General features: G+C 68.6%; 21 protein-coding genes and 2 tRNA genes. 14 read left to right on the plus strand and 9 right to left on the minus strand.

Annotation, left to right across the window (positions count from 1 at the left end):
* Positions 1–11: 11 nt before the first annotated feature.
* Positions 12–770 (minus strand): fimbrial biogenesis chaperone, encoded by a 759-nt coding sequence (locus ACPEH8_RS01125; protein ID WP_026070699.1) that lies wholly within the window; start codon positions 768–770, stop codon positions 12–14.
* Between the two features lie 7 nt (positions 771–777).
* Positions 778–1,302 carry a Csu type fimbrial protein gene (locus ACPEH8_RS01130; protein ID WP_017355581.1) on the minus strand — a complete coding sequence of 175 codons (525 nt, stop codon included), beginning with the start codon at positions 1,300–1,302 and terminating at the stop codon, positions 778–780.
* Between the two features lie 260 nt (positions 1,303–1,562).
* Here ACPEH8_RS01130 and map point away from each other — a divergent pair, with 260 nt between their 5' ends.
* The 6 genes from map to dapE are packed head-to-tail and all read left to right on the plus strand — an operon-like array spanning position 1,563 to position 8,433.
* The gene (gene map / locus ACPEH8_RS01135) at positions 1,563–2,336 is read left to right on the plus strand and encodes a type I methionyl aminopeptidase (protein ID WP_026070700.1); all 774 of its coding nucleotides are present in this window, start codon (positions 1,563–1,565) and stop codon (positions 2,334–2,336) included.
* Between the two features lie 20 nt (positions 2,337–2,356).
* Positions 2,357–4,978 (plus strand): [protein-PII] uridylyltransferase, encoded by a 2,622-nt coding sequence (locus ACPEH8_RS01140; RefSeq protein WP_423666144.1) that lies wholly within the window; start codon positions 2,357–2,359, stop codon positions 4,976–4,978.
* Positions 4,978–6,042: a 2,3,4,5-tetrahydropyridine-2,6-dicarboxylate N-succinyltransferase gene (dapD, locus tag ACPEH8_RS01145; RefSeq protein WP_153164421.1), complete on the plus strand. Its 1,065-nt coding sequence runs from the start codon at positions 4,978–4,980 to the stop codon at positions 6,040–6,042. Before ACPEH8_RS01140 ends, dapD begins: the two co-directional genes overlap by 1 nt.
* Position 6,043: 1 nt before the next feature.
* Entirely contained in the window at positions 6,044–6,901 is an 858-nt protein-coding gene (locus ACPEH8_RS01150) for a hypothetical protein (RefSeq protein WP_262071609.1), read from the plus strand.
* A gap of 45 nt (positions 6,902–6,946) precedes the next feature.
* On the plus strand, positions 6,947–7,309 hold the full coding sequence (locus ACPEH8_RS01155) for an arsenate reductase (RefSeq protein ID WP_262071610.1): 363 nt from the start codon (positions 6,947–6,949) through the stop codon (positions 7,307–7,309).
* Positions 7,306–8,433: a succinyl-diaminopimelate desuccinylase gene (gene dapE, locus ACPEH8_RS01160; RefSeq protein ID WP_262071611.1), complete on the plus strand. Its 1,128-nt coding sequence runs from the start codon at positions 7,306–7,308 to the stop codon at positions 8,431–8,433. Before ACPEH8_RS01155 ends, dapE begins: the two co-directional genes overlap by 4 nt.
* Before the next feature lie 172 nt (positions 8,434–8,605).
* On the opposite strand, the gene ACPEH8_RS01165 is transcribed toward dapE, so the two are convergent.
* Both ACPEH8_RS01165 and ACPEH8_RS01170 read right to left on the minus strand, forming a co-directional pair.
* Positions 8,606–9,289 carry a pentapeptide repeat-containing protein gene (locus tag ACPEH8_RS01165; RefSeq protein WP_136004239.1) on the minus strand — a complete coding sequence of 228 codons (684 nt, stop codon included), beginning with the start codon at positions 9,287–9,289 and terminating at the stop codon, positions 8,606–8,608.
* A gap of 101 nt (positions 9,290–9,390) precedes the next feature.
* Positions 9,391–10,293, minus strand: coding sequence for a tetratricopeptide repeat protein (locus ACPEH8_RS01170; protein ID WP_423665839.1), 903 nt, complete (start codon positions 10,291–10,293; stop codon positions 9,391–9,393).
* Between the two features lie 354 nt (positions 10,294–10,647).
* On the opposite strand from ACPEH8_RS01170, the gene asnB reads away from it, so the two are divergent.
* Both asnB and ACPEH8_RS01180 read left to right on the plus strand, forming a co-directional pair.
* Positions 10,648–12,339 carry an asparagine synthase B gene (asnB, locus tag ACPEH8_RS01175; RefSeq protein ID WP_136004235.1) on the plus strand — a complete coding sequence of 564 codons (1,692 nt, stop codon included), beginning with the start codon at positions 10,648–10,650 and terminating at the stop codon, positions 12,337–12,339.
* 101 nt (positions 12,340–12,440) lie between these two features.
* Entirely contained in the window at positions 12,441–13,823 is a 1,383-nt protein-coding gene (locus ACPEH8_RS01180; protein WP_313160073.1) for a cation:proton antiporter, read from the plus strand.
* A 34-nt stretch (positions 13,824–13,857) separates the two neighbouring features.
* Here the strand turns inward: ACPEH8_RS01180 and ACPEH8_RS01185 are convergent, their stop codons facing one another.
* The gene (locus ACPEH8_RS01185; protein WP_423665841.1) at positions 13,858–16,218 is read right to left on the minus strand and encodes a penicillin acylase family protein; all 2,361 of its coding nucleotides are present in this window, start codon (positions 16,216–16,218) and stop codon (positions 13,858–13,860) included.
* A gap of 123 nt (positions 16,219–16,341) precedes the next feature.
* Here ACPEH8_RS01185 and bfr point away from each other — a divergent pair, with 123 nt between their 5' ends.
* Positions 16,342–16,830: a bacterioferritin gene (gene bfr / locus ACPEH8_RS01190; RefSeq protein ID WP_423665843.1), complete on the plus strand. Its 489-nt coding sequence runs from the start codon at positions 16,342–16,344 to the stop codon at positions 16,828–16,830.
* Positions 16,831–17,001: 171 nt separating this feature from the next.
* Here the strand turns inward: bfr and parC are convergent, their stop codons facing one another.
* Together parC and ACPEH8_RS01200 are read right to left on the minus strand one after the other, a co-directional pair.
* Complete coding sequence (gene parC / locus ACPEH8_RS01195) at positions 17,002–19,245, minus strand: DNA topoisomerase IV subunit A (protein WP_017357361.1); 2,244 nt, start codon at positions 19,243–19,245, stop codon at positions 17,002–17,004.
* Between the two features lie 58 nt (positions 19,246–19,303).
* Positions 19,304–20,182, minus strand: a complete 879-nt coding sequence (locus tag ACPEH8_RS01200; protein WP_262071615.1) for a helix-turn-helix domain-containing protein — start codon at positions 20,180–20,182, stop codon at positions 19,304–19,306.
* Between the two features lie 141 nt (positions 20,183–20,323).
* Here ACPEH8_RS01200 and ACPEH8_RS01205 point away from each other — a divergent pair, with 141 nt between their 5' ends.
* Genes ACPEH8_RS01205 through ACPEH8_RS01220 form a run of 4 tightly spaced genes read left to right on the plus strand, consistent with a single transcriptional unit; the run spans position 20,324 to position 25,034 of the window.
* Complete coding sequence (locus ACPEH8_RS01205) at positions 20,324–20,767, plus strand: MarR family winged helix-turn-helix transcriptional regulator (RefSeq protein ID WP_026070989.1); 444 nt, start codon at positions 20,324–20,326, stop codon at positions 20,765–20,767.
* The gene (locus tag ACPEH8_RS01210) at positions 20,764–22,257 is read left to right on the plus strand and encodes an efflux transporter outer membrane subunit (RefSeq protein WP_423665845.1); all 1,494 of its coding nucleotides are present in this window, start codon (positions 20,764–20,766) and stop codon (positions 22,255–22,257) included. The genes ACPEH8_RS01205 and ACPEH8_RS01210 overlap by 4 nt, the downstream gene beginning before the upstream one ends.
* Before the next feature lie 10 nt (positions 22,258–22,267).
* The gene (emrA, locus tag ACPEH8_RS01215) at positions 22,268–23,449 is read left to right on the plus strand and encodes a multidrug efflux MFS transporter periplasmic adaptor subunit EmrA (RefSeq protein WP_017355816.1); all 1,182 of its coding nucleotides are present in this window, start codon (positions 22,268–22,270) and stop codon (positions 23,447–23,449) included.
* Positions 23,450–23,456: 7 nt separating this feature from the next.
* Positions 23,457–25,034 (plus strand): DHA2 family efflux MFS transporter permease subunit, encoded by a 1,578-nt coding sequence (locus ACPEH8_RS01220; protein WP_287253195.1) that lies wholly within the window; start codon positions 23,457–23,459, stop codon positions 25,032–25,034.
* Positions 25,035–25,164: 130 nt separating this feature from the next.
* On the opposite strand, the gene ACPEH8_RS01225 is transcribed toward ACPEH8_RS01220, so the two are convergent.
* Together ACPEH8_RS01225 and ACPEH8_RS01230 are read right to left on the minus strand one after the other, a co-directional pair.
* Positions 25,165–25,251: transfer RNA gene (locus ACPEH8_RS01225), tRNA-Leu, on the minus strand.
* 190 nt (positions 25,252–25,441) lie between these two features.
* Positions 25,442–25,528: transfer RNA gene (locus tag ACPEH8_RS01230), tRNA-Leu, on the minus strand.
* Between the two features lie 152 nt (positions 25,529–25,680).
* On the opposite strand from ACPEH8_RS01230, the gene ACPEH8_RS01235 reads away from it, so the two are divergent.
* The gene (locus ACPEH8_RS01235; RefSeq protein ID WP_423665847.1) at positions 25,681–26,367 is read left to right on the plus strand and encodes a glutathione S-transferase family protein; all 687 of its coding nucleotides are present in this window, start codon (positions 25,681–25,683) and stop codon (positions 26,365–26,367) included.
* The last annotated feature ends 55 nt before the right edge of the window (positions 26,368–26,422 follow it).

Here is a 26,422-nt window from a genome sequence, read left to right on the forward strand (position 1 = left end):
GCACGCACGCCTCAGCGAGACGGTGGCGCAAGGGGGAGCGGGGTCTGGGCCTGCTCGCCATTGATCTTCGCCGAAAGCGTGCCGCCCGCCATCCGGGCTGCGGTGAGTTCCAGGGGCCAGCGCATGGTCTGGCCGCTCAGTACATACCCGAGCAGGCCCGGCTGCACGATCTGCGGTCGCGCGGGGTCGCCCACGGCGAGGTCGGCGATCTGGGCATAGCTGTTGCCGCGGTTATGCACCTGCAGCGCGATGCGCCCCGCGCCGAGATCGACCACGCTGGCCTGCAGGTCCGGGGCCGGCGGTTGTCCGCCGGCCGGCTGCACGAACACCGGCAGCGAGTAGCGCAGTACGAACTGCATGCCCCGGCGGGCCGGGTCGAGCGTTGGTACCTCATCGACGATCACCCGATACGCGAGCTGCGCAGCGGGCGCTTCCGGCTGCACGCGCACCACCCGTATCAGCTGCTGCTGGCCGGCGGCCAGCGACTGCATCGGCGGGCTCACTGCCAGCTCGGTGGTGGGCTCGAGCGCGTCCTTGCCATCGCGCTGCGTCCAGCGGAATACGCGCGCCTGCACGTCCACCGGCGAGGTGCCGCTGTTGCTGACCCACAACGCGTCCGCATTCTGTCCAGGGGTGAGCTGCAGCGAGGTCGGCGCGACCTGCAGGCTCGCGGCGTGGACCATGCCGGCGATGCCGAGCCACAGCCAAGGCAACGCCCGCCATGCCGACGCCGTGGGTCGCCGTGGGCGCCCCGGTCCGAAAGTCAGCATGGCAACCTCAGTAGGAAATGGTGGCGGTGACGGTGTCCTGATAGCTGCCGGTAGCGGCGTTGTTGACGCTGGGATTGGCGATCTGGCCGTACACGTTGTAGGCCAGCGGCAGGCCGGTCCCGATGCCGGCCACGGTGTTGGTGCCGGCGGTGGCACCCCACACGGTGTTGTGGCCGGCATCCTGGTACAGCTGGTAGCCGACAAAATTGTTGGTGGTCACCGCCGCATTGGTGTTCTTCATGCGCCGGGTGGTGACGTCATTGGCCGTGCCCGCGTTGGAGCCGGCGTTGAGCGCGATGGTGTAGGGCGTCAAGGCCGAGCATTGGGCGGTGATCGTGCCCTGGGCGTTGGAGGGGCTGGTGGCGGTGGACAGCGCACTGCCGAAATCCACGTCCGTGGCGGCTGCCGCCGTGATCGTGCAGGCCTTGGTGATGATGATCTTGACGTTGAAGGTGGTCGTATCGGCGGCCAGGGCGGGGGTGGACAGGGCCGCCAGGCCGACACCGACGAGCAGGGGACGCAGGGATCGCATGGGCATTCTCCTTGGACGGGGGTCCTGGATGATCAGGTCGATGCTGACGTACTGCAGGGACGGGCGCCGGGCGGGCGCTACCCTGCTTATAGAAGCGGGGTTGTCGGGGAAACGTGAGGATTTCTGGCCGGATTTGGCGTTTTTTGCGTTCACGCGGCCTCCCCGGCGCACGGCGGCCCCGGTCAGCCAGCCCAACCTCGGCTGTCGGCGTTCCCGCCGGCCCCGTTCAGTCTGGCTCCGGATCGGCGATAATGGTCGCCATGAGCGTGAATCTGAAAACTCCCCAGGAAATCGAACTGATGCGCATCGCCGGCCGTCTGGCCAGCGAGGTGCTCGACATCGTCACCCCGCACGTCAAGCCGGGCGTGACGACCGAAGCGCTGGACCGCATCTGCCACGACCACATCATCAACGTGCAGAAGGCCACGCCGGCCAACGTCGGCTACCGGGGCTTCCCGAAGACCGTCTGCACGTCGGTGAACAACGTCATCTGCCACGGCATTCCCAGCGAAGCCAAGGTCCTCAAGGACGGCGACATCGTCAACATCGACGTCACCGTGATCAAGGATGGCTGGCACGGCGACACCAGCCGCATGTACTACGTCGGCACCCCGTCGGTGATGGCCAGGCGCCTGGTCGACACCACCTATGAAGCGATGTGGCGCGGCATCCGCGCGGTGAAGCCGGGCGCGACGCTCGGCGATATCGGCCATGCGATCCAGAGCTATGCCGAAGCCGAGCGCTTCAGCGTGGTGCGCGAGTACTGCGGCCACGGCATCGGCAAGATCTACCACGACGAACCGCAGGTGATGCACTACGGGCGTCCGGGCCAGGGCCTGGTGCTGCAGCCGGGCATGACCTTCACCATCGAGCCGATGATCAACGAAGGCACCCGCTACAACAAAGTGCTGCCGGATGGCTGGACCGTGGTGACCAAGGACCGCAAGCTGTCGGCGCAGTGGGAGCACATGATCGCGGTCACCGAGACCGGCGTGGACGTGCTGACCCTCTCGCCCGGCGAATCGCAGGTCTGAGCATGCTGCCGGCGAGCCCGATGCTGGACGCGCCGGCCACCTCCGTCGCCGACCCGGACTGGGCGGCGACAGCGCGGCAGTCCCTGCAGCAGGCCGACGCGCGCCTGTACCGGCGTTTCGACCAGGGCGACAACATCGAGCGCCTGCTGGCGCTGCGCGCGCGCGCGGCCGACCACCTGATCCGCCTGGCCTGGCAGCGCTGCCTGCCGGCCGAGAGCGGTCTGGCGCTGTTCGCCGTTGGTGGTTACGGGCGCGGCGAGTTGTTTCCGCGGTCGGACATCGACCTGCTGGTGCTTGGCGAGCCGGCATGCCAGCGGGCGCAGGAACCGTGCCTGGCACGCCTGTTCGCCCTGCTCTGGGACTGCGGCCTGCCGGTCAGCCATGCGGTGCGCTCGGCGCGGGAATGCACCGAGGCCAGTGCCGACCAGACCGTGCTGACCGCGTTGATCGAATCACGCCCGCTGGTGGCCGACGAGGCCGCGCGGCAGGCGCTGAAGGCCGCGGTCAACGTCGAGGGACTTTGGTCCCCACGCGACTTCTTCCTTGCCAAGCGCGAGGAACTGCTGGCGCGCCATCGCCGCTTTGGCGATACCGCCGACAACCTCGAGCCGGACATCAAGGATGGCCCCGGCGGCCTGCGCGATCTCAACACGCTGGGCTGGATGGCGCTGCGCGCTTTCGGCGTGCGCGAGCTGGAAGCCCTGGTCGGTCTGGGCCACCTGGGGCTGGACGAAGCGGCCGCGTTGCGCCGCGAGCGCTGTGCGCTGGCGCAGCTGCGTTTCGGCCTGCACCTGGTCGCCAACCGGCCCGAAGAGCGCCTGCGCTTCGATTACCAGAAGACCCTGGCCGCACGCCTCGGCTTCGAAGACGACCCGGAGAGCCTGGGCGTCGAGAAAATGATGCAGGGCTTCTACCGCAGCGCCACGGTGGTGCGGCGGATCAGTGACCGCCTGCTGCAGCGCTTTGAAGAACAGTTCGACGGCGAAGCGGTGCCCGAGCCGGTCAGCGTGGGTTTCTCGCTGCGTCGCGGCTACCTGGCCGCCAACGATCCGCAGTGGCCGCAGGGCGATATCGAACAGGTGTTCGCGCTGTTCTCCAGCTGGGCCTACAACCCCGACGTGCGCGGCCTGCATTCGCTGACCGCACGCGCGCTGGCCGAGTCGCTGGCCGCGCTGCCGGCGTATACCGGCGCGGGCGCGGCGGCGCGCGAGCAGTTCATGGCACTGCTGCGCAGCCCGCGCGCGGTCGACACGCTGGCGCGGATGGCCCGCCTGGGCGTGCTCGGCCAGTGGATTCCGGCGTTCGCCCAGGTGTCCGGGCGCATGCAGTTCGATCTGTTCCATGTCTACACGGTGGACCAGCACACCCTGATGGTGCTGCGGAACATCGGGCTGTTCGCCAGCAGCCGCGCCGACGAGCGCTTCTCGATCGCCCACGAGGTGTGGCCGCGCCTGCGCAAGCCGGAGCTGCTGCTGCTGGCGGGCCTGTTCCACGACATCGCCAAGGGCCGCGGCGGCGACCATTCCGAACTCGGTGCGGTGGACGCACGCGATTTCTGCCAGGCGCATGCGCTGAGCGCCTCGGACACCGACCTGGTGGCCTGGCTGGTCGAGCAGCACCTGCGCATGTCGGTGACGGCGCAGAAGCAGGACATTTCCGATCCGGACGTGATCCACCGCTTCGCCACGCTGGTGGCCAGCCGCGACCGGCTGGACTATCTCTATCTGCTGACCTGCGCCGACATCGCCGGCACCAGTCCCAAGCTCTGGAACGCCTGGAAGGACCGGCTGCTGGCCGATCTGTACTTCGCCGCGCGCCGCGCGCTGCGCGACGGGCTCGAAAACCAGATGCCGGCGGCCGAGCGCGTGGCCGAGGCGCGTGACTCGGTGCGCACGCTGGTGCGCGAACGCGGTTACGACGACGCCACCATCGACCGCCAGTTCGCGGTGATGCCCGACGAGAGCTTCATCCGACTGCGCCCCGAGCAACTGGCGTGGCAGGCTGCAGCGCTGGTGCCGGTGAAGCAGGGCCAGACCCTGGTCAAGGTGCGCCGCATCACTCCTGACGACCAGGCGCTGGAAGTGTTCGTGCATTCGCCCGATCGCGATGGCCTGTTCGCCGCGATCGTGATGACGCTGGACCGCAAGGGCTACGGCATCCACCGCGCGCGCGTACTGGACGGGCCGGTGGACACCATCTTCGATACCTTCGAGGTGACGCCGGCCGACAGCTTCGCCGATGGCGACGCGCCACGGCTGGAGGCGGCGCTGCGCGATGCGCTGGCCGGTGACCTGTCCCGGCTGCGTCCCTCGCGCCGGGCCATTCCCCGCCAGTTGCGCCATTTCCGTTTCGCGCCCCGCATCGAATTCCGCGACATCGCCGACGCAGGCAGCAGCAGCACCCGCTTCAGCCTGGTCGCGCCGGATCGCCCCGGCCTGCTGGCCGATGTCGCCTACGTGCTGCGCAACCAGCGCCTGCGCGTGCACGACGCCCGCATCGCCACCTTCGGCGAGCGCGCCGAAGACATGTTCGTGATCAGCGATGAACACGACCACCCCCTGACCGAATCCGCCAGGCAGCAGCTGCACGACGCCATGCTGGCCTGCCTGGACCCTGATCGAAACGCCGGAGACCCCCGCTGATGGCCACCAAGCCGACCAAGAAGACTGCCGCTACCTCTGCGGCGGCCAAGAAGACTGCCGCCGCCAGGACGGCGCCTGCCGCGAAGGCGCCGGTGGCCGCGAAGAAGGCCGCGCCGCGCAAAGCCGCCGCCGGCAAGGCCGCCGCCAGCCCGACCGAAAGTGCCGCCAAGCGCACCGCCAGCCGGGACGCCACCATCGCCCGCAAGTCGCTGCGCAAGCCGGCCACGCCGGGCGTGGAAGAGCTGAAGTTCGGCATCGAGAGCGCCTTCGAGCGCCGTGCCACGTTGACCCTGCATGAACTGGAAGGCTCGACCAAGCCGCTGGTCGGCCGGGTCATCGACGGCCTGGAAACCGGCGAATTCCGCGTGGCCGAGCCGGATGGCCACGGCGGCTGGAAGGTCAACGAGTGGCTGAAGAAGGCCGTGCTGCTGTATTTCCGCGTCAACGACATGGCCGTGGTCGACGCACGCCCGGCGCCGTTCTGGGACAAGGTCGAATCGCGCTTCGCCGGCTTCGATGAAGCCAGGTTCCGCCGTGCCGGCGTGCGCGTGGTGCCGGGCGCCATCGCGCGCCGCGGCACCTACTTCGGCAAGGACGTGGTGCTGATGCCGAGCTTCACCAACATCGGCGCCTACGTGGGTGAAGGCACGATGGTCGATACCTGGGCCACCGTCGGTTCCTGCGCGCAGATCGGCAAACACTGCCACCTGTCCGGCGGCGCCGGCATCGGGGGCGTGCTCGAGCCGCTGCAGGCCAGCCCGACCATCATCGAAGACCATTGCTTCATCGGCGCCCGCTCGGAGGTGGTCGAGGGTTTCGTGGTGGGTCACCACAGCGTGATCGGCATGGGCGTGTTCCTCGGTCAGAGCACCCGCGTGTACAACCGTGCCACCGGCGAGATCAGCTACGGCTCGGTGCCGCCGTACAGCGTGGTGGTGTCCGGCCAGCTGCCGTCCAAGGACGGCTCGCACTCGCTGTACTGCGCCGTGATCGTCAAGCAGGTCGATGCCAAGACCCGCAGCAAGACCAGCGTCAACGACCTGCTGCGCGGTCTGGCCGACTGAGTTGGCGCCGTCGCTGGCGCAGGCAGCGCGCTACCGCCATCCCTTCCCGGGGTGGCCGGGACGCGCGTTGCAGCGCCTGCTGGACGGTACGCGCTGGACGGCCCTGCGGCGCGCGTTGACCCGCGTGCTGCCGGTGCCACCGCTGTGCAGCGATGTGCGCGATGTGATCTACATGACCTGGTGGGTGGATGCCGCCAACGCGCCCACAGCGCCACCGGGCTACCGGCTGTTCACCCACGCCGGGCGCACGCCCTACACGGTGTTGACCTATCGGCACGGCCATTTCGGCCCGGCGTTCGCCGGACGGCTGCGTGCGCTGTTTCCCTCGCCGCTGCAGAGCAACTGGCGCTGGTACCTGCTGCCCGAAGACGACACGGCGACCACGCCGGTGGTGCTGTTCGACCGCAACGTGATCGACAGCGTGACCCACGCCGTGGGCGCCCGTCTGTTCAGCGATGCGATGCAGCCGCACTGGCCGGCACGCTTCGATCACGGCCGCAGCGGCGATGGGTGGCGGACGCGCATCGAACCGGGGCAGGGCAGTGCACCGGCACTGCAGGCGCAGTTGGCGCCGACAGCGGCTTGGCCGCCCGGCTGGGCGGCGGGTGCGTTCGCCGACACGCCGCAGGCGCTGGCATTTCTCGCCTGCCAGGACGCGGCCATCGCCGTGTGCGGCGACGGCCGTACCGCATTGACCCACATAGTCCTGCCGATCACGGTGTCGCAGGTGCAGCCGCTGCGGCTGGTGGGCCAGCCGCACTGTCCGCGGGTGGCGGGCATGGGGGTCGATCCCGCCGATGCGCTCTGCTTCCGGGTGCCGCAGGTGCCGTTCCGGGTCGTGTCCGAACGCCTGGTGTGACATGCTTCGGCGGTCTTTCCTGATCGACGTTGTGCGGAGCGCGCCATGACCACCACCCTGTATGGATTGAAGAACTGCGACACCTGCAAGAAGGCCACCAAGTGGCTCGACCGCTTCCATGTGCCGTACACCTTTGTCGATTACCGCGAGCACACCCCCTCGCCGGAAACCCTGATCGACTGGGCCGCGCAGGCCGGCGGATTCGCCGCACTGGTCAACCGCTCGTCCACCACCTGGCGGCAACTGCCGGAGAACCGCAAGGCGGCGGCCTCCGACGCGGAGTGGAAGCTGCTGCTGCGCGAGCATCCCCAGCTGATCAAGCGGCCGGTGGTGGTCACGGCCGACGGCACTGTGACCCAGGGGTTCTCGGACAACGGTTTCAAGCAGCGCTTCGGAGCCGGCGCGTGAGCGATGTCCTTGCACTGACCTGCGACCTGATCGCGCGCGCGTCGGTGACCCCCGACGATGCCGGCTGCCAGGCGCTGCTGGCCGGGCGCCTGCAGCGCGCCGGGTTCAGCTGCGAACACCTGCGCCTTGGCGAGGTCGACAATCTGTGGGCCACCCACGGGCACGGCGCGCCGGTGCTCGTGCTGCTTGGCCACACCGACGTGGTGCCGACCGGGCCGGTCGAGGCCTGGACCAGCGACCCGTTCGTGCCGCAGATCCGTGATGGCGTGCTGTACGGCCGCGGTGCGGCGGACATGAAGGGCAGCGTGGCCGCCTTCGTGGTGGCCGCCGAGCAGTTCGTCGCCGCTCATCCGGACCACCCTGGCACCCTCGCGGTACTGCTCACCAGTGATGAGGAAGGCGACGCCATCGATGGCGTGCGCCGGGTGGCCGACGTCTTCCGTGCGCGGGGGCAGGGCATCGACTGGTGCATCACCGGCGAACCGTCCTCCACCGCCGTGCTCGGCGATCTGCTGCGGGTCGGGCGTCGTGGCAGCCTGTCGGCCACGCTGACGGTCAAGGGCGTGCAGGGCCATGTGGCCTACCCGGACAAGGCGCGCAACCCGATCCATCTGGCTGCCGCGGCAGTGGCCGAACTGACGGCGCGCCAATGGGACGACGGCTATGAGAGCTTCCCGCCGACCAGCCTGCAGATCTCCAACATCCATGCCGGTACCGGGGCCAACAACGTGATCCCCGGCGAGCTGCAGGTGCAGTTCAACCTGCGCTACAACCCGCACTGGAGCGCGCCGGTGCTGGAGCAGGAGATCGCCACGCTGCTCGACCGCCATGCGCTGGACTACACGCTCCGCTGGCACCGCAGCGGCGAGCCGTTCTACACCCCGGAAGGCACGCTGCGCCAGGTGGCCCGCGAGGTTCTGGGTGCGTTCGCCGGCGCGCCGCCGGAGGAAAGCACCGGCGGCGGCACCTCCGATGCGCGCTTCATCGCGCCGCTGGGCGCGCAGTGCATCGAAGTGGGGCCGGTCAACGCCAGCATCCACCAGGTGGACGAGAACGTCGCGGTGGCCGACCTGGAACGGCTGCCGGCCCTGTACCAGCGCCTCATCGAGCGGCTCCTGGCGTAACCGCGTGGCCGACAGGGTAGAGCCGACGACAAGGTAGAGCCGACGAAAAGGTAGAGCCGACTGTCAGTCGGCTGCTCTTCACCAGACCACAAACAGCCGACCAACACCCGGCTCTACCCGGTAGGCTCTACCCAGCCAGGCATTCCAGCCAGGCATTCCAGCCAGCCGCCCATCACGCCACAATCAGCCCGAACGCGGCCAATGCCGCGGCCGCCTGCTGCTGCGAAATCACCGCCTTTTTGAAGTGCTTGCTGTCCATCACGTTCAGCCCGCTGATATCGGTGCCGCGCAGGTCCGCGCCGTCAAAGCGGGTCAGCCGGGTCTGCGCATTGCGCAGGCTGCCGCCGTTGAACACCGCGTCGCGGAAGTCGCAGCCGGACAGCTCCGCATCGGAGAAATCCATGCCGTCCAGCTGCGCCTTGCGGAACGACAGACCGCGCAGGTCCGCGCTCACCATCAGGCAATGGCGGAACTCCAGCGCCCAGCCGCTGACCTCCTGCAGGTGCGCGCCGGTGAGCTTGCAGTCCTCGAACCGCACCGAGGACAGCGTCGCGCGGCGCCAATGACTGTTGTTCAGATCGCAGTGCGAGAAATGGCTGTCGCTGAGCAGCGCCGAACTGAGGTCGGCCTGCGCACCCCGGCACTTGTGCCACCGGCTTTCCTCCAGCGAGGCGGCCAGCCAGCTCGTGCCCGCCAGCGAGCACTGGTTGAACTGGAAGCCATCCATGTCCAGCCGCGAAAAATCGCCGCCGTCGAACACGCAGGATTCAAAAACCGCCGCGCGTGGATGCGCGGCGATGATCTGCTGCATGCGTTCGCGGGTGAGGGTGTCGTTGCGGAAAGTGACGCTGTTCATGCCGCCCATTCTGGGCGAGAAGCGCGTGGTGATGCAGTCTTGCGCAGCGCCGTTGGCTGTGTACAGCGCGACCGGGCGGGGCCCGGTACGCCGCTTGGCCATCATTCAAAGGTAAAGAACGGCGGCGCAATCGCCTCGCGCCAGTACGATTCGGCCGCCATGTAGAAGCCCTGCGCTTCGGCACGGGCGAACCAGCCTGCGGCCGCGTTCACGTTCTTTTCCAGACCACGCCCGCCGCGGCCCTGCAGCAGCCCGGCGAGGTACTGGCCATACACATTGCCCTGGTCGCCCGCGCGGGCATACCAGCGCAGCGCATCGGCCTTGCTCTCGGTCACGCCGATGCCGGCTTCGTACAGCGCGCCAAGATCGACCTGGGCCTCGGCATCGCCGCGTTCGGCACGGCGCTGGATGGCGGCGATCACCGGGTTCGGCGACGGCGCGCTGCTGACCGGCGTGCCGGGCTTGGCCGACCCGCTGGTCGCATCGCGCAGCGCCTGCAGCTTGTACAGCTCGCGCAGATACACCGCCGAGCGCAGGCGCCAGCGCAGTGCGCCTTCCATGTCGCCGCGGCGTTCATACCATTTCTCCAGGTCGTGCATGGCATAGGGCGAGCCGTGGTACGCGGCGCTGTGGTACCAGCGGAAGGCCTTGCGTGGCGACGGCTTCAACACGACCGCCTCGGGCTTCTGCGGCGTGTCGCTGCTGTCCAGGCGGCCGCGTTCCAGGATCGTGCCCAACTCCTCTTCGGCACCGGTGGTGCGATGCGTGCGTGGGGTGGTGGCGGCGGCGCGCGCGTACCAGTCCAACGCGCGCGGGTCATTCCAGGCCCGGTACATCCTGGCCACGCGCATCGCCGAGTCGAACTGCCCATCGGCCGCAGCGGCCAGGGCATCACGTTCGGTGTCGCTGACCGGGCGGGTAGGGGCGCTATGGCAGCCTGCCAGGACCAGCAGGGCCAGCGTCGGCAGCAGCGCGGCGCGCAGGCGGGGGAAGCAGAGGGTCATCCATGAGATCCGGAACGGGGTGGGCGATTATCCCCGAGCGCGATGGCGCGCCCGCTGAATCGGTTGCCGTCGCAACAGTTGCGCCGTCGCCAAAACCGGGGTACGGTCGATCCATGTCCTCGTTCCTGGCCACCGCCGTCAACACCAATAACCGCAGCAATCTGCGCGCGAATAATCGTGCGCGGCCGATGCGGGACTGCGACCAGGGCTAGAACAGCAACACACGCCCGGACCCAGAAAACCCGCATCGGTCGATGCGGGTTTTTTGTTTTCCGGGTGCAGCACAGGCCCGGGAAAGGTGGCCGGTCGGATACAGACGTCACGTGTATTCCCCCATTCCCAGGAGCTGCTCCCATGTGTTCGATCTTCGGTATTTTCGGCCTGCAGGCCGGCGACGACCTTCCGGCCCTGCGCCGCCACAGCCTCGAGCTGTCCCAGCGGCAACGCCACCGCGGCCCGGACTGGAGCGGGGTGTACGTCGATGACGGCGCCATCCTGGTCCATGAGCGCCTGGCGATTGTCGATCCGGCCGGTGGCTCGCAGCCGCTGCTGTCCGACGACGGCGACCTGGCCCTGGCCGTCAACGGCGAGATCTACAACCACCGTGAACTCAAGGGCGAGCTGGCCCAGCCCTACGCCTTCCAGACCGGGTCGGACTGCGAGGTGATCAACGCGCTGTACCGCCAGGACACCCCCGCGTCGTTCCTCAACCGCCTCAACGGCATCTTCGCCTTCGCGCTGTGGGACCGCGCGGCGCAGCGTGTACTGATCGCACGCGATCCGATCGGCGTGGTGCCGCTGTACTGGGGCCACGACAGCGCCGGCCGCCTGGTGGTGGCCTCCGAACTCAAGTCACTGGTGGACATCTGCGCCGACGCCGCGCAGTTCCCGCCCGGCCACTGGTACGACAGCGCCACCGACACGCTGACCCGCTACTACGAGCGCCCGTGGCGCGACTACGACGCGGTGGACGGCGTGGCTGCCGACCTGACCGAGCTGCGCGAAGCCTTCGAGCGTGCCGTACACCGGCAGCTGATGACCGACGTGCCCTATGGCGTGCTGCTGTCCGGCGGTCTCGATTCCTCGCTGGTGGCTGCGGTGGCCGCACGCTATGCCCGCCATCGCATCGAGGACGGCGACCAGAGCGAAGCGTGGTGGCCGCGCCTGCATTCGTTCGCGATCGGCCTGAAGGGATCGCCCGACCTGGCGGCTGCGGCGATCGCGGCCGAGGCGCTGGGCACGGTGCACCACGGGTTCGAGTACACCTTCGAGGAAGGGCTGGATGCGTTGCCGGAAGTGATCCGGCACGTGGAAACCTACGATGTCACCACCATCCGCGCCTCCACGCCGATGTTCCTGCTGGCGCGCCGGATCAAGGCGATGGGCGTGAAGATGGTGCTGTCCGGCGAAGGCAGCGATGAGATTTTCGGGGGGTATCTGTACTTCCACAAGGCGCCGAACGCGCGTGAGTTCCATGAGGAACTGGTGCGCAAGCTCGACGCGCTCAACAACTACGACTGCCTGCGTGCCAACAAGTCGATGATGGCCTGGGGCGTGGAGCCGCGCGTGCCGTTCCTGGACCGCGAGTTCCTCGATGTGGCCATGCGCATCGATGCCCGCCACAAGATGGTGGGGAAGGGCGGCGACGGCGCGCGCCGGATCGAAAAGGCGGTGCTGCGTGAAGCCTTCGAGGGCTATCTGCCGGAGTCGATTCTGTGGCGGCAGAAAGAGCAGTTCAGCGACGGCGTGGGCTACGGCTGGATCGATGGGCTCAAGGCGCATGCCGACGCACAGATCAGCGACCGGGTGATGGCGGCGGCGGACAAGCGCTTCGTGCACAACCCGCCGCAGACCAAAGAGGCCTATTACTACCGCCACGTGTTCGAGCAGTACTTCCCGACCCAGGCGGCGGCCGAAACCGTGCCGGGCGGCAAGTCGATCGCCTGTTCGTCGCCGGCCGCCATCGCCTGGGACGCGAGCTTCGCGGCAATGGCCGACCCGTCCGGTCGCGCGGTCGCCGGTGTGCACGCCCAGGCACTGGCGTGATCGATCCGGTGCGGCGACGCCACCGTGTCGCCGCACCGCTGCCTGCTGCCGCGATGCCCCTGAACCCGTAGAATCCCTGCGTCAATCGATCGGGACCGGTCATGGAAGCGGACACCACCGGCGGCGTGCGTCGCCGCGGACTGGCATGGCGGTATCTCGGCTGGGTGGCGCTACCGTTGCTGGTGGGCCTCGGCCTTGCGCGCTTTGCCGGTCCCGGCGTGCAGGCGCAGGTCGCCCGTACCCATGCGGCCCTCGATGCCGACTGGGCAGCGCATCTGAGTACGCCACTGGGGCTGTTCCTGCTGCAGCTTCTTGTGCTGCTGCTGGTGGCCAAGGGCACCGGCTGGCTGTTCCGCCGGCTCGGCCAGCCGGGCGTGATCGGCGAAATGGCCGCGGGCCTGATGATGGGGCCGCTGGTGCTGGGCGCGCTGTTGCCGCAGGTGCACGGCGTGCTGTTCCCGCCGGCGTCGCTGGGCTCGCTGGGGCTGCTCAGTCAGCTGGGTGTGCTGATGTTCCTGCTGGTGGCCGGCGCCGAACTGGATCTGGGTGGCCTGCGTGGCCGGCGTCGCTTCGCGTTCGTGGTCAGCCATGCCGGCATCGCCGTGCCGTTCGTGCTTGGCGTGCTGCTGGCGCTGTGGCTGTACGACGCGCACGCGCCGGGCGGTGTGGGATTCACCGGATTTGCGCTGTTCGTCGGCGTATCGCTGAGCATCACCGCGTTCCCGGTGCTGCTGCGCATCCTGGCCGACCGCGGCATGACCGGCACGCCGCTGGGCCAGACCGCGATCGCCTGCGCCGCACTTGGCGATGCCACTGCCTGGTGCCTGCTGGCGCTGATCGTGGCGGCCGCGCAGGCGCAGGGCTGGGTGCCGGCGACGATCAACCTGGTCTGTGTGGTGGCGTTCGTGGCGCTGATGCTGGGCGTGGTGCGGCCGTGGTTCTCGCGCCGCACGATTGCGCCGGGGCTGGAGGGCCGCTGGCTGCTGATCATGCTGTTGATGGCGCTGGGCTGCGCGCTGGTCACTGAAATACTCGGCATCCACGCGCTGTTCGGTGCGTTCGCCGCCGGTGTGGCGGTGTCCGGCAATGCCACGCTGCGGCACACCGTGGCCACCCGGGTCGAGCCGTTCGCGGTCACCCTGCTGCTGCCGCTGTTCTTCGCCATGACCGGCCTGCGCATGCGCGCCGACGCGCTGCAGGCCAGCGATCTGCTGCTGTGCCTGGTGGTGATCGCGGTGGCCACCCTGGGCAAGCTGATCGGCACGTGGAGCGCGGCGCGCAGCGCCGGCATGGGCAACCACGACGCCTGGACGCTCGGCGCGCTGATGAACACCCGCGGGCTGATGGAGCTGATTGTGCTCAATCTGGGCTACGAACTGGGTTTCCTTGGCGACCGGCTGTTCGCCGTCCTGGTGATCATGGCGCTGGTGACCACCGCCATGACCGGGCCGCTGCTGAACGCGATGGAGCGTCGCTGGCGCTAGCTGCGGCAGATGCGGCAGATGCGGCGGGGGCCCGCTACCGCGCGGTGCCCGGCGTCAGGTCCAGGCGGTACACCGTCCTGCCCGGCAGGAACGGTGTCGGCGTTCCCTTCACCCAGTCCTCGTGCCCTGCGCCCCAGAACGGCGACAACGGATGCCCGCTCTGGCCGCCGGGCATGTGCACCAGGCCATCGGCCTCATGGCCGGGCGCGACCACCATGCGTTGCGAGGCACCGAACGCCGGCCCCTGCACGCGGGGCATGTCGCGGTCGCCGGGCAGGGCATCGGCGGGCATGCACAGCCAGCGGCGGGCGAACGCGGGCAGGGCGCGGCTGATCGGATGACAGATCGCGGCGGTGTTGCGCTCGCCCCACGTGCGCTGCGCCAGATCGGGCCCCTGTGCGGCAAGGTCGGTCTCCAGTTGGCGGGCGGCATCGGCGAGCAGCGCGTCCCAGCTGGGATAGGTGGGCGGCAGCAGGTGGGGGGGGCGCTCGGTCACCAGCGGCCAGGCCACCCCGTCGAACTGGGCCAGCCGCGGTGCGAGGTACTGGTCGCCGAGCTGCGCCTTGGCCGGTGCCAGCAGGCCCGCCGTCAGTGCGTCCACCACCTTGCCGCGGAAGCCGCGCGCCAGCCGGTAGCTGACCGAGTCGATCCCGGCGCGCCCGTCCCAGTGACGGCTGGCCGCCTCCAGGCGTTGTAGCGCGGGGTCGTCGCTGCGTTCGACCACCTGGCGCAGCAGGGTCCACCAGCGCGCCAGGAACAGCGCACGGTCGTCGAGCTGGATCGCCAGCAGGTCGGCTTCGGTGAAGCGGTCGCGCGCGAGCAGGCCGTCGCGGATCTGCCGCCCGCGCGCGCCCAGGTCGTAGCCACCGTTGCCGGCGACGGCCAGCGCTTCGCCGTCGAGGACGCGCCCGTTGGCGGTCCACAGGCGGTGCGAGGGCGGGTCGACCAGGGCCGGTGAGCCGTCGCTGCGGACCGGCCACGGTGCGCAGTGCGCCGCCGCCGGCTGTGCGGCGCCGGCGGGCGGGCAGCCGGCGGCACGGTCGGGTCGGGCGCCGATCAGCCGCCAGGCGATACGTCCGTTGCGGTCGCCGAGCAGCAGGTTCTGGGTGGGAATACCGGCGTGGTCGGCGATGCGCAGGGCCTCGTCCAGATTCCCGGCGCGCGCCATCGCCGCGAAGTCCAGCCGCAGTGCACCGGGCAACTGCGCGGTCCAGCGCAGGGCCTCGCCGCTGCCATCCGCACGCGTGTGCAGGACCGGCCCCCAGGCGCTCTCGCGCACCTGCAGGAGGACGTCGGGCTGCCCGGCCACCTGGATGCGCTCCTCGTAGCGCCGGATGCCATCGGCCGTGCCGGGCGCGGCGGCCGGCACAGGGACGAAGTCGGCGTTGTCGATGTAGCTGTTGGTGAATCCCCACGCCACGTACCCGTTGCTGCCGACCACGATCGCCGGCAACCCGGGCAGGGAAAAGCCGGTGACATCGACCTTGCCGCCGGGTGCCTGCGGGTCGGGATAACGCAGCCGCACCCGGAACCAGAGGTTCGGCGCGCGCAGGCCCAGGTGCATGTCATCGGCGACGATCGCACGGCCATCGGCGGTGAGTGCGCCGGCCACGGCCATAGTGTTGCTGCCGTGCACATCCGGCTCGGCGCGCGCGGCTGTTGTGGTGGGGGGCACGGCCAACGGCCGGCGCAGGTCCAGCACGTCGGCGCCGGGCAGCCGCGCATTGCCACGCGGTGGGCCGAACAGCGGCGCATCCCACTCGCTGCCGTCGTGGGCGAGCAGGGCATACAACGGTGGCGGCACCACGTCACGCAGGCGCGCCATCGCCAGCTCGTCCTGGTTGCCCGGGTCCTGCAGATCGGCATACATCGCCAGCCCGGTCAGCACGCTGTCCTCGGCTGCCCAGGGGGCCGGCGGCTGGCGCAGCAGCAGGTACGGCCACGGGCGCACGCGCAGCCCGGCGAGGCCGGCGTTGACACCCGCCACATAGGCCTGGATCACCTCGGGCTGCGCACCGATGGCCTCGGCCAGATGCGCGCGGGTACGCGCACGCAGACGGTGGACGCGCATCCGCTGGTCCATCTCGACGGCGGCCGGGCCGAACAGCGCGGCCAGCTCGCCGGCGGCGGTGCGGCGCATCAGGTCCATCTCGAAATAGCGTTCCTGCGCGTGCACCAGCCCCAGCGCCTGCATCGCATCGGCCTGGCTGCCGGCATCGATGGTGACCACGCCGAGCGCATCGCGGGTGACGCTCACCGGAGCCTGCAGGCCCGCCAGCGGCTGTGTGCCGTCCAGCGCGGGCAGACTGCCGCGCAGCAGCCCCCACACGATGGCGATGACAACGATGAGCAGTACCACCAACAGCCACAGCACCCGCGTGAGCCAGCGACGCATCCCGCGCCCCCCGATGACGGTGTTGGCCGATTGTAGGCGCCAACTGCGACTGATTCCGATTAGATCATTGGAACGCTGGATGCGGCACCATGTGCGCCATCGATCCACCAGGAACCCCCCACCATGAAAGGCAATCCGGACGTCATTGCGTGCCTGAAGGACCTGCTGCGCGGCGAGTTGGCCGCACGCGACCAGTATTTCATCCACTCGCGACGCTACGAAGACCAGGGCCTGTTCGCGCTGTACGAGCGCTTGAACCATGAGATGGAAGAGGAAACCCAGCACGCCGATGCGCTGCTGCGTCGCATCCTGTTCCTCGGCGGCGATCCGGATATGCGCCCGTATGCGTTCGAGCCCGGCACCACGGTCGAAGAGATGCTGCAGAAGGACCTGGACACCGAGTACAGCGTGCGCGACAACCTGGCTGCCGGCATGAAGCTGTGTGAACAGCATCAGGATTACGTGAGCCGCGACCTGCTGCTGGTGCAGCTCAAGGACACCGAGGAAGACCACGCCTGGTGGCTGGAACAGCAGCTGGGGCTGATCAAGCGGATCGGCCTGGCGCTGTACCAGACTAGCAAGATGCAGGCCAAGGGCACCGCCGCGCACTGAGGTGCGTGCGTGTTCAATCGCGCGCCAGCCAGCGTTCGCCAGCACGCCGCAGACACCCGCGTCCGCCCGCCCGCAGCCGCCAGCCAGCCGACGCAGAAGCAAACAGAAAGGCCGGGGAAACCCGGCCTTTCTGTGTCTACGTGATCGGGACCGCGTTCGATCCTCTCGGCGTTACTCCACCGCCAGTCCTTCGACCTTCTGCCAGCCACGCGGCAGCAGATGGCCGCGCGTGGCACGCGTGCCCAGGTAGGTGTCCAGGTCCTTGAACGACAGGTTCATCGTCCGCTGGCCGCTGCGCACCAGCAGGGTGTTGCCGGGGCTCACCGACACCACCGCCACCACGCGCTCGGTGGCGAGCTTGGCCTTGGGGATGTCGATGATCTTGTTGCCCTTGCCCTTGTCCAGTTCCGGCAGGTCGCTGGCCGCAATCGCCAGCAGGTTGCCCGAGCTGGTCACCGCCACGATCCGGTCCGTGTCCGGATTGGCGACCACGGCCGGGGTCAGCACCTTCGAGCCGGAGGTGAGATTGAGCATCGCCTTGCCGGCCTTGTTGCGGCCGGTGAGGTTCTCGAAGCGCGTCACGAAGCCATAGCCATGCGTGGAGGCCAGCACGAAGCGGGTGTTGTTCTCGCCGCTGGCCAGGGTCATGAACGCGCTGCCCGGCGCGGGCGAGAAGCGGCCGGTCAACGGCTCGCCATTGCCGCGCGCGGAGGGCAGGGTGTGGATCAGGGTCGAGTACGCGCGACCTTCGCTGTCCAGGAACGCGACCTGCTGGGTGCTGCGTGCGCGGACCGCCCCCAGCAGCGCATCGCCGTCGCGGTAGGACAGCGTGGACGGGTCCATGTCGTGGCCCTTGGCCGCGCGGATCCAGCCCTTCTCCGACAGCACTACGGTCATCGGCTCGCTGGGCACCAGCTCGGTTTCGTCGATGGCCTGCGCCGCACCCCGCTGGACCAGCGGCGAACGGCGGTCGTCGCCGAACTTCTTCGCATCGGCCACCAGCTCGTCACGGATCAGCTTCTTCAGCTTGGCCTTGCTCTCCAGGATCGACTGGATCTTGTCGCGTTCCTTGACCAGCGCATCCTGCTCGCCACGGATCTTCATTTCCTCCAGGCGTGCCAGCTGCTTCAGCTTGGTTTCCAGGATGTACTCGGTCTGCTCCTCGCTCAGTCCGAAGCGTGCGATCAGCGCCGGCTTGGGCTCGTCCTCGGTGCGGATGATGTGGATCACCTCATCCAGGTTGAGGAAGGCAACCAGCAGGCCGTCCAGCACATGCAGGCGGCGCTCGACCTTCTGCAGGCGGTGGTTGAGGCGGCGGGTCACGGTGGTGCCGCGGAACTGCAGCCACTCGCTGAGCAGCATCTTCAGGTTCTTCACCTGCGGACGGCCGTCCAGCCCGATCACATTGAGGTTGACCCGGTAGCTGCGCTCCAGGTCGGTGGTGGCGAACAGGTGGCCCATCAACTGTTCGGCATCCACGCGGTTCGAGCGCGGCACCAGTACCACCCGCACCGGGTTGGCGTGGTCGGATTCGTCACGGATGTCTTCCAGCCACGGCAGCTTCTTGGCGCGCATCTGCGCGGCGATCTGCTCGATCACCTTCGACGGCGAGACCTGGAAGGGCAGCGCGTTGACCACGATGTTGTTGTGTTCCTTCACGAACGTCGAGCGCGCCCGCACGCTGCCGTTGCCGGTCTCGTACATGTTCCGCAGGTCGGCCAGCGGCGTGATGATCTCGGCGAAGCTCGGGTAGTCCGGCCCCTTCACGTGCTCGCACAGATCGGCCACGGTCGCATCGGGATCGTCCAGCAGGTGCAGCAGGGCGCTGACGATCTCGTTGAGGTTGTGCGGCGGCACGTCGGTGGCCATGCCCACGGCGATGCCGGTGGTGCCGTTGAGCAGCAGGTGCGGCAGGCGCGCCGGCATCCAGGTCGGCTCTTCCAGGGTGCCGTCGAAGTTCGGGGTCCAGTCCGTGGTGCCCTGACTGATCTCACCCAGCAGCACTTCGGCGATGGGGGTCAGCTTGGATTCGGTGTAACGCATCGCCGCGAACGACTTGGGATCATCGGTCGAACCGAAGTTGCCCTGGCCTTCGATCAGCGGATAGCGGTAGGAGAAGGGCTGGGCCATCAGCACCAGCGCTTCGTAGCACGCGCTGTCGCCGTGCGGGTGGTACTTGCCGATCACGTCGCCGACAGTACGTGCGGATTTTTTCGGCTTGGAGCCCGCGTTCAGGCCCAGCTCGCTCATCGAATAGATGATGCGGCGCTGCACCGGCTTGAGCCCGTCGCCGATGAACGGCAGTGCGCGATCGAGCACCACGTACATCGAATAGTCCAGGTACGCCCGTTCGGCGTATTCGCGCAGGGGCAGCTGTTCAAAGCCGTGGAAGGCGGGGCGGGCGAGATCGGTCATGCGGGATTGGTACCTGTGGCAAGGGACGGCGACGGCTGTCGCCCTCGCAGGCGGACGATTATCCGGATGCGGCCGGGGATGCCAAGCCGCGTGATGGGTTCAGTGGCTGTCCGTTGCGCGCCAGATAGCGCCCGGGCGGGCAGCCGAAGTGGCGGCGGAACACCGTGACGAAGGCGCTGGGGCTGCTGAACCCCAGTTCGTGGGCGATGTCGGACACCCCCTGGCCGTCGGAAAGGCGGCGCAGGCCCTCGGCCAGGCGCGCCTGCTGGCGCCACTGGGCGAAGCTGAGGGTGGTTTCGTCGCGGAAGTGCCGGGTCAGTGTACGCGGCGACAGCCCCGCCCACCGCGCCCACTGCTCCAGGCTGCGGCCGTCTGCCGGGTTGGCGATCAGCTGCGAGGCGATCCGCAGCAGCCGCCGGTCCTGCGGCATCGGCAGATGCATGCGCTGGCGCGGGGCATGCCGCAGTTCGTCCAGCAGGACCTCGATCATGTGCTGCTGGCGCGGGCTGGCCGTCTCGGCAGGGGGCCATTCGGTGACACGCAGCGCCAGCGCCTGCAACAGGTCGGAGATGGCGACCACGCAGGGTTCATCGGGCAGTTCGCGGGTCAGCCCGGCACTGATGATCACGCCCCAGCCCCGCAGCGGGCCGCAGATGTCCACCGTGTGGGGTTCGGCCGGGGGCATCCAGCCCGCGCAGCCGGGCGGCAGCGACCAGTTTCCGTGCCGGGTGCGGATGTTGAGCAGGCCGGCCTCCACGCTGATCAACTGGCCGCGCCGATGCTGGTGCCAGTCGATCTCGCGCTCCAGCCCGTTGGCGCTCTCGACCCGGAAGCCGAGCACGCCCAGCCCATCGTCGCGCTCGAACCAGTCGAGCACGTTGTTGCGGATCATCTGGGCGGCGACGGGGTCGGGTGCTGGCCGGAATGTGTCATTCATTGGCTATATTGTAATACCGGGCCAGTGTCGGGCGCTATTAAGGTGGCGTTCCTCCATTGTTCTGTGTGCTGCAACACAGCATTTGGTTCCAGATCGAATATTTCCATTGAGAAATATAATTTTTGGAAGAGAATGCTCACCATGATCTGTCCCGAAACCACGCCTCCCAGCTTCGGACTGCTGTTGCGCCAGGTGCGCGACGGCCTGGTCCGTCAGCTGGACACGTCGATGGCCGAAGAAAACCTCGGCATCGGGTTCACCCACTACCTGGGCCTGAAGGTGCTCTCGGCGCGCGCGCCGTGCACCGCCAACGAACTGGCCCAGGCCCTGGACCAGGTGCCCAGCGCCGTTACCCGGCTGCTGGACAAGCTCGAAGCGATGGGCTGCGTGCGGCGCGAGCCGCATGCCCAGGACCGTCGGGCGCTGCAGATCGTGTTGACCGACGAAGGCCGCCAGTTGTGGGCCCGGCTGAAGCAGCGCGGCGACCAGACGATGAACGACGCCATGCGCGACCTGTCCCAGGACGAGCGCGCGCAGCTGCATTCCCTCATGACCCGTGTACGTGACTCCCTCAATTCGCCATGACTCTCCCCTCTGATCGCCCCTCGTCACTGCGCCCGCTGCGGCCGGTGCTGCTGTCCGTGCTGGCGCTGGCGCTGGCCGCGTGTGCCAGCACCGGCGGCCTGGAACCCAAGGCCATGCTGCTCGACGCCGACAGCCTGCAGACCCAGCGCACCCTGGCCAACCCCGGGCTGAGCCAGCCGGGCTGGCCGTCCACCGACTGGTGGCGTGCGCTGGGCGACCCCCAGCTCGACGCCCTGATCGCTGAAGGCCTGCAGCGCAACCCGGGTCTGGACGCCGCCGATGCGCGCCTGCGCCAGGCCCGCGCCCAGATCGGCACCGCCCGTGCCGACCGCCTGCCGAGCGTGTCCGCCTCCGGCGGCTACACCGGTGTGCGCCTGCCCGAATCGATGGTGGGCGATGAGCTTGGCGGCAGCTATGCCGGCAGTGGCCAGGCCTACCTCAGCGTCAGCTATGGCATCGACCTCTGGGGTGGCAAGCGCGCGGCGTGGGAAGCGGCCGTGGACAGCGGCCACGCCGCCGCAGTGGACGCGCAGGCCGCGCGCCTGAACCTCTCGGCGGCGATTGCCGAAGCGTATGCGCAGTTGGGCTACGCATGGCAGTTGCATGATGTGGCCAGCGAAGAACTGGTACGGGCGCAGAAGACCCTGGACCTGACCCGTCAGCGGCGCGCCGCCGGCATCGACAGCGACCTGCAGACCCGCCAGGCCGAAGCCCGCATCCCGGCCGCGCAGCAGCAGCGGCAGGCCGCGCAGCAGCAGATCGACGAAGCGCGCACCGCGCTGGCCGCGCTGGTCGGGCAGGGCCCGGACCGCGGCCTGCAGATCGAACGCCCGCAGGTGCTCAACCCGCTCGCGCTGCAGCTCCCGGGCGTGCTGCCCAGCGAACTGCTCGGCCGTCGCCCGGACATCGTCGCCGCGCGCTGGCGCGTGGAAGCAGCCCAGCGCGGGATCCACGCGGCCAAGGCGCAGTTCTATCCCAGCCTGGACCTCACCGCGCTCGGCGGGGTGGTGTCCAGCGAGGTCGACCAACTGCTCAAGAGCGGTTCGACCTTCGCCTTCCTGGGCCCGGCGCTGAGCCTGCCGATCTTCGACGGTGGCCGCCTGCGCGCCAACCTGGACAAGACCGACGCGCAGTACGACCTGGCCGTGGCCGATTACAACCAGTCGGTGGTCAACGCGCTGCGCGATGTCGCCGACCAGGTCAATGCGGTGCGTTCGCTGGCCGACCAGGCCGCCGCGCAGGCCCAGGCGGTGAGCACCGCGCGGGCCGCCCACGACCTGGCCGAACAGCGCTACCGCGCTGGCATCGGCAGTTACCTGGACGTACTCAGCGTGGAAGAGCAGCTGCTGGTGTCCCAGCAGCGCCTGGCCGAGCTGCAGTCGCGTCAGATCCTTGTTTCGGTGCGACTGAGCCAGGCGCTGGGCGGCGGTTTCATCCCGTCCAGCGACACCGCCACGGTTGCCGCCACCCCCGAATCCTCGCATTCCTGAGAGTCATCCCATGAGTCAGACCTCCGCCCCCGCTGCCGAGAACGCAGCTCCCTCCCGTCGCGGCAAGCTGCTGCGCGGCCTGCTGGTCATCGTGGTGCTGCTGCTGGCCGCGCTGGCCCTGTGGTACTTCATGTTCGGCCGCTGGTTCGAGGAAACCGACGATGCCTACGTGCAGGGCAACCAGGTGCAGATCACCCCGCTGATCAGCGGCACCGTCGTGGCGATCAACGCCGATGACGGCATGCGCGTGGCGCGTGGCCAGCTGCTGGTACAGCTGGATCCGGCCGACACCGAAGTGGCGCTGCAGCAGGCCGAAGCCAACCTCGCCCGGACGGTCCGCCAGGTGCGCGGCCTGTACCGCAGCGTCGAGGGCGCGCAGGCCGAGTTGAATGCCCGCCAGGTCACGCTCAATCGTGTGCGCGAGGACTTCAATCGCCGCAGGAACCTGGCCGCCACCGGTGCGATCTCCAACGAAGAGCTGGCGCATGCCCGCACCGAACTGGCCGCTGCCGAGGCCGCGGTCGCCGGTTCGCGCGAGACCTTCGAACGCAGCAGCGCACTCGTTGACGACACCGTGATCGCCACGCAGCCGGACGTGCAGGCGGCCGCCGCGCAGCTGCGCCAGGCCTACCTCAACAATGCCCGCGCCGGCATCGTCGCGCCGGTGGCCGGCTATGTTGCCCGTCGTTCGGTACAGGTCGGCCAGCGCGTGCAGCCGGGCACTGCGCTGATGGCCGTGGTGCCGACCGAACAGATGTGGGTAGAGGCCAACTTCAAGGAGACCCAGCTGCGCCACATGCGCCTGGGCCAGGAAGTGGAGCTGCGCTCGGATCTGTACGGCGGTGATGTGACCTACAAGGGCCGCATCGACAGCCTGGGCCTGGGCACCGGCTCGGCGTTCTCGCTGCTGCCGGCGCAGAACGCCAGCGGCAACTGGATCAAGATCGTGCAGCGCGTGCCGGTGCGCATCGCCATCGACGCCAAGCAGCTGGCCGAGCACCCGCTGCGCATCGGCCTGTCGATCAAGGCTGAAGTGAGCCTGCGCGACCAGAAGGGCACCGTGCTGCCGACCGAAACCGCCAAGGGCCAGGTGTTCGACACCGACGTCTACGCAAAGCAGCTGCACAGCGCCGACGACGTGATCCACCAGATCATCCAGAGCAACCTGCCGCAGCAGGCCAAGGCAAGCTGAGGCCATCATGTCCGCACAAGCTCCCGCCGCGCCCGGTATGCCGGGTGCGCCAGGGACGACCGCCGGCTTCAAGCCGGCCAACGTCGCCCTGTGTACCGCCGGCCTGGCGATGGCCTCGTTCATGCAGGTGCTCGACACCACCATCGCCAACGTGTCGCTGCCGACCATCGCCGGCAACCTCGGCGCCAGTTCGCAGCAGGCGACGTGGGTGATCACCTCGTTCGCGGTCAGTACCGCGATCGCGCTGCCGCTGACCGGCTTTCTGAGCCGTCGCTTCGGCGAGACCAAACTGTTCGTCTGGGCCACGCTGGCCTTCACGCTGGCCTCGCTGCTGTGCGGCCTGGCGCAGAGCATGGGCATGCTGGTCGTGTCGCGTGCGATCCAGGGCTTTGTGGCGGGTCCGATGTACCCGATCACCCAGAGCCTGCTGGTGTCGCTGTACCCGCGCGAGAAGCGCGGGCAGGCGCTGGCGCTGCTGGCGATGATCACCGTGGTGGCGCCGATCGCCGGCCCGATCCTGGGCGGCTGGATCACCGACAACTACAGCTGGGAGTGGATCTTCCTGATCAACGTGCCGCTGGGCATCTTCGCCGCGCTGGTGGTGGGCAGCCAGCTCAAGGGCCGGCCGGAGCACACCGAGAAGCCGAAGATGGACTACGTCGGCCTGATCACACTGGTCATCGGCGTGGGTGCGCTGCAGCTGGTGCTGGACCTCGGCAACGACGAGGACTGGTTCAGCTCGGGCAAGATCGTGGTGCTGGCCTGCGTGTCGGTGGTGGCCCTGGCGGTGTTCCTGATCTGGGAACTGACCGACAAGGATCCCATCGTGGATCTGCGCCTGTTCCGGCACCGCAACTTCCGCGCCGGCACGCTGGCGATGGTGGTGGCCTATGCCGCGTTCTTCAGCGTGGCACTGCTGATCCCGCAGTGGCTGCAGCGCGACATGGGCTATACGGCGATCTGGGCGGGCCTGGCGACCGCGCCAATCGGCGTGCTGCCGGTGATCATGACCCCGTTCGTGGGCAAGTACGCGTCGCGGTTCGACATGCGCATGCTGGCCACCATCGCCTTCGTGTTCCTGTCTTTCACCAGCTTCCTGCGTTCGGGTTTCAACCTGCAGGTGGACTTCGGCCATGTGGCCGGCATCCAGCTGATCATGGGTATCGGTGTGGCGCTGTTCTTCATGCCGGTGCTGCAGATCCTGCTGTCGGATCTGGACGGGCGCGAGATCGCGGCCGGTTCCGGCCTGGCCACGTTCCTGCGCACGCTGGGCGGCAGTTTCGCGGCGTCGTTGACGACGTGGCTGTGGGCGCGGCGCACCCAGGAGCACCATGCGCACCTCACCGAGCATGTGTCCGGCTACACGCCGGGCATGCAGGACCAGGTGACCGCGATGGGGCAGGGCGACCTGCAGCATGGCGCCGCCGTGCTCAACACCATGATCAACCACCAGGCATCGCAGATGGGCTTCAACGACATCTTCTTCCTGCTGGGCTGGATCTTCCTGGCCATCATCGCGTTCCTGTGGCTGGCCAAGCCGCCGTTCGGCGCAGGGGCCGGCGCGGCCTCTGCCGGCGGACATTGACGGCGTGACCTGATGAAACAAAAAACCCCGCTGAAGAGCGGGGTTTTTTCTATGCCGAGCCACGCGCGGCGGCAGAAACCGGCAGGCATGAAAAAACCCGCTTGCGCGGGTTTGATCATTGTCTGAGTCATGGTGCCCAGGAGAGGACTCGAACCTCCACGAAGTTGCCCCCGCTAGCACCTGAAGCTAGTGCGTCTACCAATTCCGCCACCTGGGCGACTCAGGAGGAGAATTCTGCGGGAGAACCGGGAATGTGTCAACAGCATTTCGCACGACGTGGCGTTGCTCGCTTGTCGCCGCGACATCGCGTTGCATGTCGCGTGATGCAGGCGTCCTGCGAAGCGGGTGTCATCGAACGCCGGAAACGAAAAAACCCGCTTGCGCGGGTTTGATCATGTTCTGAGTCATGGTGCCCAGGAGAGGACTCGAACCTCCACGGAGTTGCCCCCGCTAGCACCTGAAGCTAGTGCGTCTACCAATTCCGCCACCTGGGCGACTCAGGACGCGAATTATGCGGAAGCCGTTGAAGACTGTCAACGCTTTGTGACGCGCCGTGCGGTCCCGGTCGCGCTGGCGGGTGGGGCGCGGTTTGACCGGGGCAGCCGACACTGAAAATACTGGCCCCACCCTGCAGCAAGGCGTTCCCATGCCGAACCCGATCCTGCATTTTCATCCCCTGTCGTCGTGCTGCCAGAAAGTGCTGATCGCCGCGCGCGTACTGGGCGCATCGCTGGATGCGCGGCTGTTGAACCTGGGCGACCCGGTCGAGCGCGAGGCGTTCCGGACGCTGTGGCCACTCGGCAAGATGCCGCTGCTGGTGAAGCAGGACACGTGCATCGGCGAGACCAGCATCATCATCGAGTACCTGCAGTGCCATCATGCCGCCCAAGGGGCGCTGCTGATTCCGCAGGACCCGGCACAGGCGCTGGAGGTGCGCTTCTGGGACCGGGTCTGCGATCTGTACGTGATGGCGCCGATGCAGGCACTGACTGCCGCCCTGCTGCAGCCGTCGGGCGATGGAGGCGGAGCCGCGGACGCCGCCGCCCGCGCGATGCTGCTGAACACCTATGCGGTGTTGGACCGGCAGTTGGGTGGGCGTCAGTGGTTGGCGGGCGACAGCTTCAGCCTGGCCGATTGCGCCGCAGCGCCGGCGCTGTTCTATGCAGTGGCCTACGTGCCGTTGCCTGCGTCACATACCGCGCTGTCCGCCTATGTGGAGCGGTTGATGGCGCATGCACCTGTGGCGGCGGTGATCGACGCCGCGCGGCCTTGGTTCAAGCACTTTCCGGGGCGGGCAGGGCTGTCGCGCCGCTACTACGACCCGGACACCTGATCCACCCGGGCTACGCCGGACGTACCCCGGACATGAAAAAACCCGCTTGCGCGGG

The sequence above is a fragment of the Stenotrophomonas sp. NPDC077461 genome, assembly GCF_049545475.1.
Lineage (GTDB): Bacteria > Pseudomonadota > Gammaproteobacteria > Xanthomonadales > Xanthomonadaceae > Stenotrophomonas > Stenotrophomonas nematodicola.